The organism is Caulobacter sp. DWR3-1-2, assembly GCF_049896225.1.
In the GTDB taxonomy this organism is placed as follows: Bacteria; Pseudomonadota; Alphaproteobacteria; order Caulobacterales; family Caulobacteraceae; genus Caulobacter.
Genome location: NZ_JAFCTW010000003.1, coordinates 119060 through 133526, shown reverse-complemented (window position 1 = coordinate 133526; position 14467 = coordinate 119060). Strand labels below are relative to the sequence as shown.

Genomic DNA, 14467 nt, shown 5'->3' with positions numbered 1-14467 from the left:
TCGCAGTGCAGACTCTCGTCACCCTCATCGTCTTCGCGCCGCTGCTCGCCGCGATCATCGCCGGCCTGTTCGGTCGCCGCATCGGCGACATCGTCTCGCAAGCTATCACCACGGGCGGCTTGCTGCTGGCCTGCGCCCTGAGCTGGTACGTGTTCAGCCAGTGGACCTGGGGACACATGGAGGCCTTCACGGTCGACCTGCTTCCCTTCATCCACGTGGGCAATTTCGTCTCCAACTGGTCGATCCGCATCGACGCCCTGTCGTGCGTGATGCTGATCGTGGTCACCACGGTCTCGGCCCTCGTGCACATCTACAGCTGGGGCTACATGGCCGAGGACCCGGACAAGCCGCGGTTCTTCGCCTATCTGTCGCTGTTCACCTTCGCGATGCTGGCGCTCGTCACCGCCGCCGACTTCATGCAGCTGTTCTTCGGCTGGGAAGGGGTGGGCCTGGCCTCGTACCTGCTGATCGGCTTTTGGTACAAGAAGCCGACCGCCAGCGCCGCCGCCATCAAGGCCTTCGTCGTCAACCGGGTGGGGGACTTCGGTTTCGCCCTAGGCATCATGACCACCTTCTGGGCCTATGGCACGATCCAGTTCCACGAACTGTTCCCGATGATCGCCGCCAGCGCCTCGCGTAGCTGGGAGTTCGCGGGCCACAGCTTCCCGCTCGTCGATATCGCCTGCTTCCTGCTGTTCATCGGCGCGATGGGCAAGTCGGCGCAGTTCTTCCTGCACACCTGGCTGCCGGACGCCATGGAAGGCCCGACACCGGTCTCGGCCCTGATCCACGCGGCGACCATGGTCACCGCCGGCGTCTACATGCTGTGCCTGCTGTCGCCGATGTTCGAATATGCCCCGATCACCAAGAACATCATCACGGTGATCGGTGCGATCACCGCCCTGTTCGCGGCCACGGTCGGCCTGACCCAGAACGACATCAAGCGGGTTATCGCCTATTCGACCTGTTCTCAACTGGGCTACATGTTCTTCGCGGCCGGCGTCGGCGCCTATCAGGCGGCGATGTTCCACCTGTTCACCCACGCCTTCTTCAAGGCGCTGCTATTCCTGGGCGCCGGTTCGGTGATCCACGGCATGCACCACGAGCAGGATATGCGAAAGTACGGCGCCCTGGCCAAGCTGCTGCCCGTGACCTTCATCGCCATGACCATCGGCACGATCGCCATCACCGGCCTGGGCTTCCCGCCGCTGGAACTGGGCTTTGCCGGCTTCTACTCCAAGGACACCATCATCGAGGCGGCCTTCGCGGCCGGCCGCGCCAATCCGACGGCGCTGTTTGCCTGGGTGATCGGCGTGCTGGTGGCGGGGTTGACCTCATTCTACTCCTGGCGTCTGGCCTTCTTCACCTTCAACGGCAAAGCCCGTTGGGGTCATGACGACCATCACGTGCGCGACGCCCAGGCGGACCATGCGCACGGCGACGGCGTGCACGACGAGACCCATGACGAGCCCCTGGCCGACGATGCTCATGGCGTCCATGGGCATCACGACCACGGCCACGGCCATGATCACAAGCCGCACGAGAGCCCCTGGGTGATGCTGGTCCCGCTGATCGTCCTGTCGATCGGCGCGGTGTTCGCCGGCTTCGTGTTCGTCGACTACTTCGTCGGTCACGACCAAGTCGAGTTCTGGCGCGGCGCGATTTACAACGCCCCGACCAACCACGTTCTGCACGAAGCCCACGAAGTGCCTGAACTGGTGAAGTACAGCCCGCTGATCGCCTCGATCCTCGGCCTGGCCATCGCCGTCTGGGTCTATCTGATCAAGGGTAATGAGCGGCTGGGCGCTGCGCTCGCGGCCCGCAACGGCCCGCTCTACGTGTTCTTCTACAACAAGTGGTTCTTCGACGAGCTGTATCAGGCCACCTTCGTGCGCCTGACCAAATTCCTCGGCGACTTGTTCTGGAAGGGCGGCGACCAAAAGCTGATCGACGGTTTCGGACCAGACGGCGTCAGCGCCGCCTCTTATGCGATCGGCCGGCGCACCGGCAGGCTGCAGAGCGGCTACCTCTATCACTACGCCTTCGTCATGCTGATTGGTGTCGCCGGATTGCTCCTCTTCGCTCTCGTCAAGTTCCGCTAGGGAGGACTGATCCATGACCGGCCTTCTTAGCCTCACCACCTTCGCCCCGCTCGTCGGCGTCGCCGTCTTGCTGGCGGTCCGAGCCCGGCAGGGCGACAACGCCAAGACCGACAACCTGGCCAAGTGGATCGCCCTGGCGACCACCTTGGTCACCCTGGCCCTGTCCGTTGTGCTGGTCGCCCAGTTCGACGCCAAGAACCCCGGCTTCCAGTTCGTGGAAGACGCGGCCTGGTTCGCCGGCCTGCACTATCGGATGGGCGTGGACGGGATCTCGATCCTTTTCGTGCTGTTGACCGCGTTCCTGCTGCCGATCTGCGTGATCGCCAGCTGGAAGTCGATCGACAAGCGGCTCGTGGAATACATGATCTGCTTCCTGGTTCTGGAAACCTTGGTGATCGGCGTGTTCTGCGCCCTGGACCTGATCCTGTTCTACCTCTTCTTCGAGGGCGGCCTGGTTCCGATGTTCCTGATCATCGGCATCTGGGGCGGCAAGCGCCGGGTCTATGCGGCCTACAAGTTCTTCCTCTACACCCTGCTCGGCTCGGTGCTGATGCTGGCGGCGATCCTGTCGATGATCGCCATCGCCCACACATCGTCGATCCCGGAGCTGATGCACTACAGGTTCGCCCCGTGGCTGCAGACCTGGCTGTGGCTGGCCTTCTTCGCCAGTTTCGCGGTCAAGATGCCGATGTGGCCGGTCCACACCTGGCTGCCCGACGCCCACGTCGAGGCGCCGACGGCGGGTTCGGTGATCCTGGCGGGCATCCTGCTGAAGATGGGCGGCTACGGCTTCCTGCGCTTCAGCCTGCCGATGTTCCCCCACGCCTCGCAGCTGTTCCAGCCGCTGGTGTTCGCCCTGTCGGCGATCGCCATCGTCTACACCTCGCTAGTCGCCTTCCGTCAGACCGACATCAAGAAGCTGATCGCCTATTCGTCGGTCGCCCACATGGGCTTCGTGACCATGGGCATTTTCTCGGGCAATGTGCAGGGCGAGCAGGGCGCGATCTTCCAGATGCTGAGCCACGGCCTGATCTCGGGCGCGCTCTTCCTCTGCGTCGGCGTGGTCTATGACCGTATGCACACCCGCGAGATCGCCTTTTATGGCGGACTGACCAACCGCATGCCTTGGTACGCCGCGACCTTCATGCTGTTCACCATGGGCAATGTCGGCCTGCCGGGCACCTCGGGCTTCGTCGGCGAAATCCTCACGATGACCGGCACGTACCAAGCCTCGACCTGGACGGCTCTGGTGGCCACCATGGGCGTGATCCTGTCGGCGGTCTATGCGCTGAACCTCTATCGGCGCGTGATGTTCGGCGACATCGTCAATCCGGACCTGAAGACCATCACCGACCTCGACAAGCGCGAGATCCTGATCTTCGCCCCGCTGATCATCGGCACCCTGGTGCTCGGCATTTATCCCAATCTCATCTTCAACCTGACCGCGTCGTCCGTCGACGGGCTCGTCGGCGCCTGGCGCGCCGCCGTGGGCGGGTGAGGGACATCATGACGTTCGCCGACAACTTCTCGCTGGTTCTTCCCGAAGTCATCCTCGGGGTCTCGGCCCTGGTGCTGCTGGTCTGGGGCGCGTTCCAGGGCAAGACCACGCCGCTGTTCACCAGCGCGGCCGTCCTGGCCCTGCTGGCCGCCGCCGTGGCCTCCGTTGTCGGGCCGCATGGTCACGCCTTCAACGGCGTCTATGCCGCCGACGCCGGGGCCACTTACGCCAAGGTCGCCATCTATCTGTTCAGCGCCATCTCCATCGTGCTGGGCGACCGCTGGCTGGCCGTGCGCGGCGACCAGAAGTTCGAATATGCCGTGCTGATCATTCTGGCCGCCGTGGGCATGGGAGTCACCGCCTCGGCCGGCGACCTGATCAGCCTCTATATCGGCGTCGAGCTGCAATCCCTGGCGCTCTACGTGCTGGCGGCCTTCCGCCGCGACGACGCCAAGTCGTCGGAAGCGGGCCTGAAATATTTCGTGCTCGGCGCCCTGTCGTCGGGTCTGCTGCTGTACGGCGCTTCGCTCATTTACGGTTTCGCGGGTTCCACCCGCTTCGCCGACATCGCCGCCGTATCGCAGCATGGCGAGGGCGTGGGCCTGCTGTTTGGCCTGGTGTTCCTGATCTGCGGCCTGGCCTTCAAGGTCTCGGCCGCGCCGTTCCACATGTGGACGCCCGACGTCTATGAGGGCGCCCCCACCCCGGTGGTCGGCTTCTTCGCCGCCGCGCCCAAGCTGGCGGCGATGATGATGTTCGCCCGCGTGCTGGGAGACGCCTTCCCGGACTCGGTGGCCCAATGGCGCCAGATCCTGGTGATCGCCGCCCTGGCCTCGGTCTTCGTCGGCGCCTTTGCCGGCCTGGCCCAGAACAACCTCAAGCGCCTGTGGGCCTATAGCTCGATCGCCAATGTCGGCTACGCCCTGCTGGGCGTGGCGACCGGCGGCGAGACCGGCTTGCAGTCGATGCTGATGTTCATGACCCTCTACATGGTCGATGTCACCGGCTTCTTCGCCTGCCTCCAGGCCCTGTCGCGTGACGGCAAGCCGATGGAGACCATCGAGGACATGGCCGGCCTGGTGAAGGAACGTCCGGGCATCGCCCTGGCCATGACCGCCTTCTCGCTGTCCGCCCTGGGTCTGCCGCCGTTCTCGGGCTTCTGGGCCAAGTTCTACGTGTTCAAGGCCGCGATGGGCTCGGGCGACGTGCTGCTGCAATGGGCGGCGGTGTTGGGCCTGGTCGGCAGCGTGGTCGCGGCCTTCTACTATCTGCGCCTGATCAAGACGATGTGGTTTGACGCTCCCGTGGGCGCGGTTGACAAGCCGCAACCGACCGCCCGCGCGATCGGCTTCGCCGCGGCGCTGTTCTCGTTCCCGGTCGTGCTGGTGGCGCTGATCTGGCTGGACCCCGCCGCCAGGGCCGCCGCGGCGGCCTTTGGCCACGCGTGACGTGACGGGCGCTCTTTCGCCCGCGCCCGTCGTTGTTCTGGACGAGATCGACTCGACCAATGCCGAGGCCCGACGCCGCGCGGAAGCGGGGGAGGCGGGTCCTGTATGGCTGCTCGGCCTGCGCCAGAGCGCCGGTCGTGGCCGGCGAGGGCGCGCCTGGGAGACCGGCGAGGGGAACCTCGCCGCTACCTTGCTGTTCTCGACCGACAAGCCGCCGGCTGAAGCCGCCCAGGTCTCGTTCGTCGCCGCCTTGGCCGTGGCCGACCTGCTGGCCGCTTACGTTCCAGCCAGCCTGGTCAGCCTCAAATGGCCCAATGATCCGTTGTTAGCGGGTCTGAAGGTCAGCGGCATCCTGGTAGAGTCCGGGGCGCGCCCTGCGGGCGGGCTGTGGATTGCGGTCGGCGTCGGTGTGAATCTCGCCTGCGGCCCTGTGGAGAGCGAGCGTCCCGCCACCGCCTTGCCGGCCCACATGCTCGCGCCCCCGCCCAAGCCGACCGAGGCGATCGAGGTTCTCGCGGCGGCCTTCGCGCGTTGGAATGACGTCTGGCAGCGCCTGGGCTTCCCAGCCATCGCCGACGCCTGGACCGCCCGGGCCCATGGCCTGGGCGAGCCCTGCGTCGCCCGCCTGGGGGCCGAGACCCTGGAGGGCGTCGCCGAAGGCCTGGACGGCGACGGCGCCCTGCGGCTTCGTCTGGCCGATGGCCATCTGCGGCGGATCACCGCCGGCGACGTCTTTTTCGGAGGGGCTGCCTGATGCTGCTGGCCATCGAACAGGGCAACACCAACACCATGTTCGCCATCCATGATGGGGCCGAATGGATCGCCCAGTGGCGCGCCGCCACCGAGAGCACGCGCACGGCGGACGAATATGTTGTATGGCTGTCTCAGTTGCTGTCGATGCAGGGCCTGGGCTTCCGAGCCATCGACGCCTGCATCATCTCCAGCGTGGTGCCGCAGTCGATCTTCAATCTGCGCAACCTCTGCCGCCGCTATTTCAACGTCGAGCCCCTGGTGATCGGCGAGAACGCCGTGCTGGGCGTCGATGTGCGGATCGACAAACCGTCCGAGGCCGGCGCCGACCGCTTGGTCAACGCAGTAGGGGCGCACATGGTCTATCCGGGCCCGCTGATCGTCATCGACAGCGGCACCGCCACCACCTTTGACATCGTCGCCGCCGACGGCGCGTTCGAGGGCGGCATCATCGCCCCCGGCATCAATCTTTCCATGCAAGCCCTTCACGAGGCCGCCGCCAAGCTGCCGCGCATCGCCATCCAGCGTCCCGCCAAGAACCGCATTGTCGGCACGGACACGGTCAGCGCCATGCAATCGGGCGTATTCTGGGGCTATATCTCGTTGATCGAGGGCCTGGTCGCCCGGATCAAGGCCGAACGGGCCGAACTCATGACCGTGGTCGCCACCGGCGGCGTCGCCTCGCTGTTCGAGGGCGCCACCGACACCATCGACCACTTCGATTCAGATCTGACCATCCGTGGTCTCCTCGAAATTCATCGTCGCAACACCCATCTAGAGACTCCATGACCAAATATACCGACCAGCCTTCCCCCCAAGACGAACTCGTCTTCCTGCCGCTCGGCGGCTCGAACGAGATCGGCATGAACTTTAACCTGTACGGATACGGCCCCGCCGATAACCGCAAATGGATCGTCCTCGACCTGGGCGTGACCTTCGGCGATCAGACGACGCCCGGCGTCGAAATCATCCTGCCCGATCCCGAATTCATCGAGGCCTACAAGGACGACATCATCGCGATCGTCCTGACCCACGCCCATGAAGACCACCTGGGCGCGGTGCACTGGCTGTGGCCGCGCCTCAAGGCGCCGGTCTACGCCACGCCCTTCACCGCCTTCCTGCTGCGCGAGAAGCTGCGCGACGCCGGCCTGCTCGGCCAGGTGCCGATCACCGAAATCCCGTTGGGCGGCAGCTTCGACCTGGGTCCATTCCATCTGGAAATGATCACCCTGACCCACTCGATCCCCGAGCCAAACGGCGTGGCGATCAAGACCCCGCTGGGCACGATCCTGCACACCGGCGACTGGAAGATCGACGCCAACCCGCAGCTGGGCGAAGCCACCGACGTCGAGTCCCTGCGCCGCCTCGGCGACGAGGGCGTGCTGGCCATGGTCTGCGATAGCACCAATGTGTTCGTCGACGGCGTGGCCGGTTCCGAAGCCGACGTCCGCGTGGCGATGAACAAGCTGATCAAGGGCCTGACCGGCAAGGTCGCCGTCGCCTGTTTCGCCTCGAACGTGGCGCGTATGGACACCGTGATCCGCGCCGCCCAGGCCGCCGGCCGTAAGGTCTGCCTGGCTGGCCGCTCGATGCACCGCATGGCTGCGGCGGCCCGTCACGTCGGCCTGCTGGAGGGCCTGGAGCCGTTCATCACCGACGACCAGGCCAAGTACCTGCCCGACAACGAAGTGCTGTTCCTGTGCACCGGCAGCCAGGGCGAGGCGCGCGCCGCGCTCGCGCGGATCGCCGAGGGCACCCATCCGCACGTCAAGCTTTCGCAGGGCGACCACGTGGTGTTCAGCTCGCGGGTCATCCCCGGCAACGAGATTCCGATCCGCAACCTGCAGAACAAGCTGGCCGATCGCGGCGTGCGCCTGCACACCGAACGCGACACGCCCGGCATCCATGTCAGCGGCCACCCGTGTCGCGACGAGCTAAAGCAGATGTACGAATGGGTCCGGCCGACCATCGCCGTGCCGACCCACGGCGAGCGCCGCCACCTGATCGAGCACGCCGCCTTCGCCAAGGACCTGCAAGTGCCGCACGCCGTCAGCCCGCGCAACGGCGACATGGTGCTGCTGGCCCCCGGTCATCCCAAGATCATCGACGAGGTGCCGTCGGGTCGACTTTACGTCGATGGCGGCGTGGTGACGCCGGAGAACGGCGACGCCCTGCGCGAGCGCCGTCACGCGGCGTTCAACGGCATGCTGGCCGTCTCGGTCGTGCTGGACGGCAAGAGCCGCATCGTCTCGGGTCCGCAGGTTCGCGGCCTGGGCCTGGCCGGTGACGCCGAATATCCGCTGGACGACGCGCTCGATGATCTGGCGGAAGAGGCCGAAACCGCCTTCAAGCGCCTGAAGGACGACCTGCGCGAAATTGACGAGGCCATCGAGAGCGCCATCTCGCGGGCCGTCAAGAAGGCCGCTTTCCGCATCTGGGAACGCAAACCCGTGGTCGAGACCACGGTCCTCCGCATCTAGTGACCACGCGATGAGCGACGAGCAGACGCCGCCCGCCACCGAAACCCCACGGCGCGAGACGCTGTGGGGCAGGGGGCCCTCGATGCTGTGGTTCGAGGCTTGGCCGGTACTGGTGATCACCGCGCTGATCTGGCTGGTCTTCGCGGGCCAGCAGATCGGCGAGGCCCTCGGCTACGGCGACGCGATCTTCGTGCTCGGCGCCTTGTCGAAACAAGGGCTCGCCTACGGCCTCTGGTGGACGCCCCTAACTCACATGTTTCTGCATATGGGCTGGCTGCATATCGTCATGAACAGCGCGGCGCTCGTCGCCCTGGGTCCCGCGATCGCCCAGAGGCTGGGGCGCGATTGGCGCGGCGGCCTGCTCTTTCTGGTCTTCTATTTGATCTGCGGCCTCGTCGGCGGCGCCGTCTTCGTGTTGATCGCGCCGCCCAATGGCGCGGCGATCGGGGCGTCAGGCGCGATCTTTGGCCTCTGGGGCGCCGTCGCTCGGTTGGCCGGTCCGGGAGAGGTGCGACTGGCGCCGATATTTTCCAGTTCGGTTCTGCGCCAGATCGGATCGGCGATTATTTCGAACCTGCTCGTCGTCGGCCTGGGCGCGGCCTACGGCCTGGCTTCGGGCGTGGGTATCATCGGCGTCGCCTGGCAAGCCCATCTCGGCGGTTTTTTGGCCGGGATGTTGCTAATCCAGGTATTGCCGGTCCGCTTTCATTGGCTCATGCAGCCTGCGCCAGCGCGCTGAACTGCCGCCCTTTTCGCGCCGCGGCATCGGTGTTAGGCCTGCCGCCAATCGGAAGAACACGCGGGAACGGACATGATCGGCAAGCTCAACCACGTCGGCGTCGCCACGCCGTCTATTGACGACTCGGTAAAGATGTATCGCGACCTGCTGGGCGCGACCTCGCACACCGAGAAGTGGGCCATGCCCGAACAGGGCGTGTGGGTGTGTTTCGTCAACCTGCCCAACAGCCAGATCGAGCTGATCGAGCCCTATGGCGAAGCCTCGCCGATCCATGGCTTCCTGGCCAAGAACCCCAAGGGCGGCCAGCATCACATCTGCTTCGAGGTCGAGGACATCTACGAGGCCCGCGACAGCCTGGTCGCCAAGGGCGCCACCGTGCTGGGCGAGCCTCGCATCGGGGCGCACGGTACGCTGATCATCTTCGTTCACCCCAAGGACATGGGCGGCCTGCTGGTCGAGCTCATGGAAACCCCCAAGGAAGCCCACTGATGGGTCCCGTCACCTGCATCGCCGTCTATCTGACCATCTGGTGGACCACCCTGTTCGCCGTGCTGCCGCTGGGCAATCGCACCTTCAAGGAGATGGGCATCGAGCCGCCGCCGGGGGCCGATCCCGGCGCCCCGGTCAATCCGAACCTGAAGCGCAAGTTCATCACCACCACCTGGGTTTCGGCTATCGTGATGGCGGGCTTGCTGCTGGTGATCCATTTCCACCTGATCACCCTGCCAGCGTTGCCTGCTACCTATTGATCGCCGCTCGCGACCGAAGCGGCGCCCAAGCCTTGAGCGGCGTGCGATAATTTTACCGGCGTTCGCCCAATCCGTGGGCGAAGTTCGCCAAGTAGCCAAGTCAACAGGCAATCTGGCGCCCCGAACATCCGTTCGCACCTAAGCTCAGCGTCACGAGGTCGGCTTGTCGACCTTGCTCTGTGGCGTCTTCCCCGACGATGACTTGATAGGCCGCGCGGCGACCGCGCGGCCTTCTTTTCATTTCGCTGGCGTGGGAAGGTCATCTTTTCGCCGCGCGCGTTGCCAAGCTGACGCCCAAGCGGCTATCTCAACGCCTCGAATTCCCCGGAGACGTCTCGTCCATGCGCCTTTCGCGCTATTTCCTGCCCATTCTGAAAGAGTCCCCTGCCGACGCCAAGATCGTCTCGCACCAGTTGATGCTGCGTGCGGGGATGATCCGACAGGAGGCGGCCGGCATCTATGCCTGGCTGCCGTTGGGTCTGCGGGTGCTCCGGAACATCGAGCAGATCGTTCGCGAGGAAATGGACCGGGCCGGAGCCATCGAACTGCTGATGCCCACCCTGCAATTGGCCGACCTGTGGCGCGAGAGCGGCCGCTACGACGCCTACGGCCCCGAAATGCTGCGGATCGTCGATCGCCATGATCGAGAACTGCTCTACGGCCCGACGAACGAGGAGATGATCACCGAAATCTTCCGCGGTTCGGTGCGCAGTTACAAGGACCTGCCCAAAAACCTCTACCATGTGCAATGGAAGTTCCGCGACGAGACCCGCCCGCGCTTTGGCGTGATGCGCGGCCGCGAGTTTCTGATGAAGGACGCCTACAGCTTCGACCTCGACGCCGAGGGCGCGCGCAAGTCCTACAACCGGATGTTCGTGGCCTATCTGAACCTGTTCGACCGCATGGGCCTGAAGGCCGTGCCGATGCGCGCCGACACCGGTCCGATCGGCGGCGACCTGAGCCACGAGTTTATCGTCCTGGCCGACACCGGCGAGAGCGAGGTCTTCTGCCACAAGGACCTGGTCGAGATGGGCGCGCCGGGCATCGACGTCGATTGGTATGGCGACCTACAGCCGCTGGTCGACCAGCGCACCGCGCTCTACGCGGCCACCGAGGAAATGCACGACGCCGAGGCCTTCGCCCAGATTCCCGAGGGCGATCGCCTGTCGGCGCGTGGCATCGAGGTGGGCCACATCTTCTCGTTCGGGACCAAGTACTCCGAGCCGATGAAGGCCTTCGTGGCGGGTCCAGACGGCAAGGACACGCCCGTGCAGATGGGCAGCTATGGCGTCGGCGTCTCGCGTCTGCTGGGCGCGATTATAGAGGCCAGCCACGACGATGCCGGGATCATCTGGCCGGAATCCGTGGCCCCGTTCGACGTCGGGATCATCAGCCTGCGGGTCGGCGACGCCGCCTGCGACGAGGCCTGCGAGAGCGCCTACAAGGCTTTGACCCTGGCGGGCAAGGCCGTGCTCTACGACGACACCGACGCCCGCGGCGGCGGCAAGTTCGCGTCCATGGACCTGATCGGCGTGCCCTGGCAGATGATCGTCGGCCCCAAGGGGATCGCCGACGGCGTGGTCGAGATCAAGAACCGCAAGACCGGCGAGCGCCAGACCGCGCCGCTGGCCGAGGTCATCGCCCGACTTTCGGGCAAGGCCGCCTGATGGCTATCGGCGCCGGTCCGTTCGGAACCTGGGAGCGCACGGTCGCCTGGCGCTACCTGCGCAACAAGCGCAAGAACGGCGGCGTGGCGCTGATCGCCATCATCTCGTTCGCGGCGGTGATGCTGGCGGTCTTCGCCCTGATTACCGTGATGAGCGTAATGAACGGCTTCCGAGCCGAGCTGCTGGGCCGGCTATTGGGCTTCAATGGCCACGTCTACGCCCAAGGGCCGCTGCTGAACGGTCCCGACCGCGCCGGCGTTATCAACCGAATCAAGGCCGTGCCCGGTGTGACCCAGGCCGCGCCGATGGTCGAGGCCCAGGCCATGGTCATCGGCCCCAGCCAAGTGTCGGGCGCGATCGTCCGGGGTGTCACGCCCGAAGACCTTCGCGGCATGAAGATGATCGCCACCAACATCAAGCGCGGCTCGCTGGCCGGGTTCGGCGACGGCGACTATGGCGGCGACATCGTGCTGATCGGCGACCGCATGGCCCGCAACCTTGGCCTCTCGGTCGGCGACGCCATCACCCTGATTTCGCCGTCCGGCCCCGCCACCGCTTTTGGGACCTCGACCCGCGAGAAGGACTATACTGTTGGCGGGATCTTCAGCGTCGGCATGAGCCAGTTCGACGAGAGCTTCGTCTATATGGCGCTGCCCCAGGCTCAGCTGTTCTTTGGCCGCGACACCTCCATCGACTACGTGGAGATCAAGGTCAGCGACCCGGACAAGGCCAAGCAGATCAAGCCGATCATCGAGCAGGCCAGCGGTCCCGGCGCCTTCGTCCAGGATTGGATGGACAAGAACTCCAGCTATTTCAACGCTTTGCAGATTGAACGCAAGGTGATGCGGCTGATCCTGTTCATCGTCGTCGCCATCGCCACGCTCAACATCATCTCGGCCCTGGTCATGCTGGTGAAGAACAAGGGCCGCGACATCGCCATCCTGCGGACCATCGGGGCCAGCCAAGGCGCGATCCTGCGGATCTTCATGATGGCCGGCGCCTCGATTGGCCTGGCCGGCACCCTGGCGGGTCTGCTGCTGGGCGTGCTTTTCTGCGCCAACATCACCGCCATTCAGAACTTTGTCGAATGGGTCACGGGCGCGGCGGTGTTCAGCGCCGACATCTATTTCCTGGCCCATATCCCGGCCAAGATCGACTGGAGCGAAGTCGGCGTCATCGTCGGCATATCCACCGCCTTGAGCATCCTCGCCACCCTGCTGCCGGCCATCAGCGCCTCGCGTATCGATCCCGTTGAGGCCCTGCGTTATGAATAGCCCGGCGACCAGCCCTATCCTGGCCCTGCGCGGCGTCGAGCGCACCTATGTCACCGAGGCGGGGTCGCTCAGCGTGCTGCGCGGCGTTGATCTGGATGTCTATCCCGGCGAAGTGGTCGGACTGATCGGACCGTCGGGCTCGGGCAAATCGTCATTGCTGCACGCCGCCGGTCTGCTGGAGCGGCCCGACGCCGGTCTGATCGCCTTGGACGGTCGCGATTGCTCCAAACTGTCGGAACGCCAGCGCACTCAGGTTCGGTTGACGACCGTCGGGTTCATTTATCAGTTCCACCACCTGCTGCCCGAGTTCAGCGCGATGGACAACGTCGCCATGCCGGCGATGATCGCCGGCCGAAGCAAGGCCGAGGCCCGGTCGAGCGCCACGGAGATGCTCACTCAGTTGGGCTTGGCCCAGCGGCTCGACCACCAGCCGGGCCAACTGTCCGGCGGCGAGCAGCAGCGGGTGGCGATCGCCCGCGCGCTGGCCAACAGCCCCAAGCTCCTGCTGGCCGACGAGCCGACCGGCAATCTCGACCCGGCCAATTCGGCGGCGGTGTTCCAGGCGCTCTACGAGCAGGCCCGTCAGCGAGGCGTCGCGGCCCTGATCGCCACTCACAACATGGAGCTGGCCCGCTACATGGACCGGGTCTTCGCCCTGAAGGACGGCCACCTGGTTCCGCAGACCTTCTAGGCGTTGCGGGTCAAAGCAAGGCGCTCCGCATCGCCGCGTAGAAGCCCGCTTGATCGATCCGCTTGATCACCCGGGCGTTGGGCGCACGGCGGCGTAAGGCCGGATCGGCGAGCTCGATGTCGGGCAGGATGGCGTTCGAGACGCTGAGATAGCCACGCGTCAATTCGCCGATTGTCTCGACATCGACCACGGCCATTTCCGAGTCCAGGATCAAGGTCTCATCCAAGGCCAGGGCGCAGGTCAGGGCGTCGGGGTGCAGGCTGCCGTCCAGGTGCTGGGTCTCCCGCGCGAAGGCCAGGGAGGTTTCGTTGACCTTGGTGAAGAACGCCGCGCGCGGCGTACCCAGCGCGTCCAGCGCCGCCAATTGATCCAGGGTCAGCAGGCCGTCGCGCAGGGTTTCCGTCCAGGTGACAATGCTCATCGGAAAGCCGGCATTGATCACGATCTTGGCCGCTTCGGGATCGACATAGAGGTTGTACTCGGCCGCCGGCGTGACATTGCCCACGCCGTTGTCGGTTCCGCCCATGATCCACAGGTGCTTGACGGCCTGGGCGATGCGCGGCTCGCGGAGATAGGCCAGGGCGATGTTGGTCAAGGCGGCCTGGGCGATCAGGGTGATTTGACCCGGCGCTTCCATGACCCGCCGCACGATCTCGTCGGTGGCGTGGCCAGGGGAGGGACGTTGCACGGCTTTCGGAAAGTCGCTGTCGCTCATGCCGTCAGCGCCGAACACATAGGCCGCGTCCAGGGGCTCGCGCGTGAATGGCCGCTGGGCGCCCAGATAGACGGGAACCTCGCCGCCGCGCTCGCACACTTCCAGCGTCGCCAAGGCGTTCTCGGCGTGCTGCGCGAAGCCCGCATTGCCGTGGGCGATGGTGATGGCCTCGACGCTGACACCTGGCCGGCGCAGGGCGAGCATCAGGGAGAAGACGTCGTCTCCGGCGGTGTCGGTGTCGATGATCAGGCGCATGCGGCGATCTGAGCCGATCTCGGCGTCAAATCCAGCCGAAACGAAGCCCGCGACCGACCATCGCAGAGGCCGCGACAAAAAAGCTCACAATCGAACGCG

The 14467-nt window shown here is 65.5% G+C and carries 13 protein-coding genes and 1 pseudogene; 13 read left to right on the top strand and 1 reads right to left on the bottom strand.

What is annotated here, in order from left to right:
* Positions 1-5 precede the first annotated feature (5 nt).
* The 13 genes and pseudogenes from nuoL (at position 6) to ACP696_RS05145 (ending at position 13398) form a co-directional block, all read left to right on the top strand.
* A complete protein-coding gene (nuoL, locus tag ACP696_RS05205) occupies positions 6-2102 on the top strand; it encodes an NADH-quinone oxidoreductase subunit L (protein WP_426043518.1) in 2097 nt (698 codons plus the stop codon).
* 13 nt (positions 2103-2115) lie between these two features.
* Positions 2116-3600, top strand: coding sequence for an NADH-quinone oxidoreductase subunit M (locus tag ACP696_RS05200; protein WP_426011897.1), 1485 nt, complete (start codon positions 2116-2118; stop codon positions 3598-3600).
* An 8-nt stretch (positions 3601-3608) separates the two neighbouring features.
* The gene (gene nuoN, locus ACP696_RS05195; RefSeq protein ID WP_426011896.1) at positions 3609-5048 is read left to right on the top strand and encodes an NADH-quinone oxidoreductase subunit NuoN; all 1440 of its coding nucleotides are present in this window, start codon (positions 3609-3611) and stop codon (positions 5046-5048) included.
* Between the two features lies 1 nt (position 5049).
* Positions 5050-5802, top strand: coding sequence for a biotin--[acetyl-CoA-carboxylase] ligase (locus ACP696_RS05190; protein ID WP_426011895.1), 753 nt, complete (start codon positions 5050-5052; stop codon positions 5800-5802).
* Positions 5799-6587 carry a type III pantothenate kinase gene (locus ACP696_RS05185; protein WP_426012545.1) on the top strand — a complete coding sequence of 263 codons (789 nt, stop codon included), beginning with the start codon at positions 5799-5801 and terminating at the stop codon, positions 6585-6587. The genes ACP696_RS05190 and ACP696_RS05185 overlap by 4 nt, the downstream gene beginning before the upstream one ends.
* Positions 6584-8278 (top strand): ribonuclease J, encoded by a 1695-nt coding sequence (locus tag ACP696_RS05180; protein ID WP_426011894.1) that lies wholly within the window; start codon positions 6584-6586, stop codon positions 8276-8278. The genes ACP696_RS05185 and ACP696_RS05180 overlap by 4 nt, the downstream gene beginning before the upstream one ends.
* 10 nt (positions 8279-8288) lie before the next feature.
* Positions 8289-9017: a rhomboid family intramembrane serine protease gene (locus ACP696_RS05175; protein WP_426011893.1), complete on the top strand. Its 729-nt coding sequence runs from the start codon at positions 8289-8291 to the stop codon at positions 9015-9017.
* Positions 9018-9089: 72 nt separating this feature from the next.
* On the top strand, positions 9090-9506 hold the full coding sequence (mce, locus tag ACP696_RS05170) for a methylmalonyl-CoA epimerase (RefSeq protein ID WP_426011892.1): 417 nt from the start codon (positions 9090-9092) through the stop codon (positions 9504-9506).
* Entirely contained in the window at positions 9506-9766 is a 261-nt protein-coding gene (locus ACP696_RS05165) for a DUF1467 family protein (protein ID WP_426011891.1), read from the top strand. Before mce ends, ACP696_RS05165 begins: the two co-directional genes overlap by 1 nt.
* A gap of 164 nt (positions 9767-9930) precedes the next feature.
* Positions 9931-10065, top strand: a pseudogene (locus tag ACP696_RS05160) (hypothetical protein); the annotation flags it as partial.
* Between the two features lie 42 nt (positions 10066-10107).
* Positions 10108-11433 carry a proline--tRNA ligase gene (gene proS, locus ACP696_RS05155; protein ID WP_426011890.1) on the top strand — a complete coding sequence of 442 codons (1326 nt, stop codon included), beginning with the start codon at positions 10108-10110 and terminating at the stop codon, positions 11431-11433.
* Positions 11433-12707: a lipoprotein-releasing ABC transporter permease subunit gene (locus ACP696_RS05150; protein WP_426011889.1), complete on the top strand. Its 1275-nt coding sequence runs from the start codon at positions 11433-11435 to the stop codon at positions 12705-12707. Before proS ends, ACP696_RS05150 begins: the two co-directional genes overlap by 1 nt.
* Positions 12700-13398 (top strand): ABC transporter ATP-binding protein, encoded by a 699-nt coding sequence (locus ACP696_RS05145; RefSeq protein ID WP_426011888.1) that lies wholly within the window; start codon positions 12700-12702, stop codon positions 13396-13398. Before ACP696_RS05150 ends, ACP696_RS05145 begins: the two co-directional genes overlap by 8 nt.
* Positions 13399-13408: 10 nt before the next feature.
* Here the strand turns inward: ACP696_RS05145 and ACP696_RS05140 are convergent, their stop codons facing one another.
* The gene (locus ACP696_RS05140) at positions 13409-14368 is read right to left on the bottom strand and encodes a nucleoside hydrolase (protein ID WP_426011887.1); all 960 of its coding nucleotides are present in this window, start codon (positions 14366-14368) and stop codon (positions 13409-13411) included.
* Between the last annotated feature and the right edge of the window lie 99 nt (positions 14369-14467).

Coding starts and splice junctions, on each gene's coding strand:
- ACP696_RS05200 (WP_426011897.1), top strand. CDS start 2,116: ATGACCGGCCTTCTTAGCCTCACCACCTTCGCCCCGCTCGTCGGCGTC.
- ACP696_RS05180 (WP_426011894.1), top strand. CDS start 6,584: ATGACCAAATATACCGACCAGCCTTCCCCCCAAGACGAACTCGTCTTC.
- mce (WP_426011892.1), top strand. CDS start 9,090: ATGATCGGCAAGCTCAACCACGTCGGCGTCGCCACGCCGTCTATTGAC.
- nuoN (WP_426011896.1), top strand. CDS start 3,609: ATGACGTTCGCCGACAACTTCTCGCTGGTTCTTCCCGAAGTCATCCTC.
- proS (WP_426011890.1), top strand. CDS start 10,108: ATGCGCCTTTCGCGCTATTTCCTGCCCATTCTGAAAGAGTCCCCTGCC.
- ACP696_RS05150 (WP_426011889.1), top strand. CDS start 11,433: ATGGCTATCGGCGCCGGTCCGTTCGGAACCTGGGAGCGCACGGTCGCC.
- ACP696_RS05165 (WP_426011891.1), top strand. CDS start 9,506: ATGGGTCCCGTCACCTGCATCGCCGTCTATCTGACCATCTGGTGGACC.
- ACP696_RS05175 (WP_426011893.1), top strand. CDS start 8,289: ATGAGCGACGAGCAGACGCCGCCCGCCACCGAAACCCCACGGCGCGAG.
- ACP696_RS05140 (WP_426011887.1), bottom strand. CDS start 14,368: ATGCGCCTGATCATCGACACCGACACCGCCGGAGACGACGTCTTCTCC.
- ACP696_RS05145 (WP_426011888.1), top strand. CDS start 12,700: ATGAATAGCCCGGCGACCAGCCCTATCCTGGCCCTGCGCGGCGTCGAG.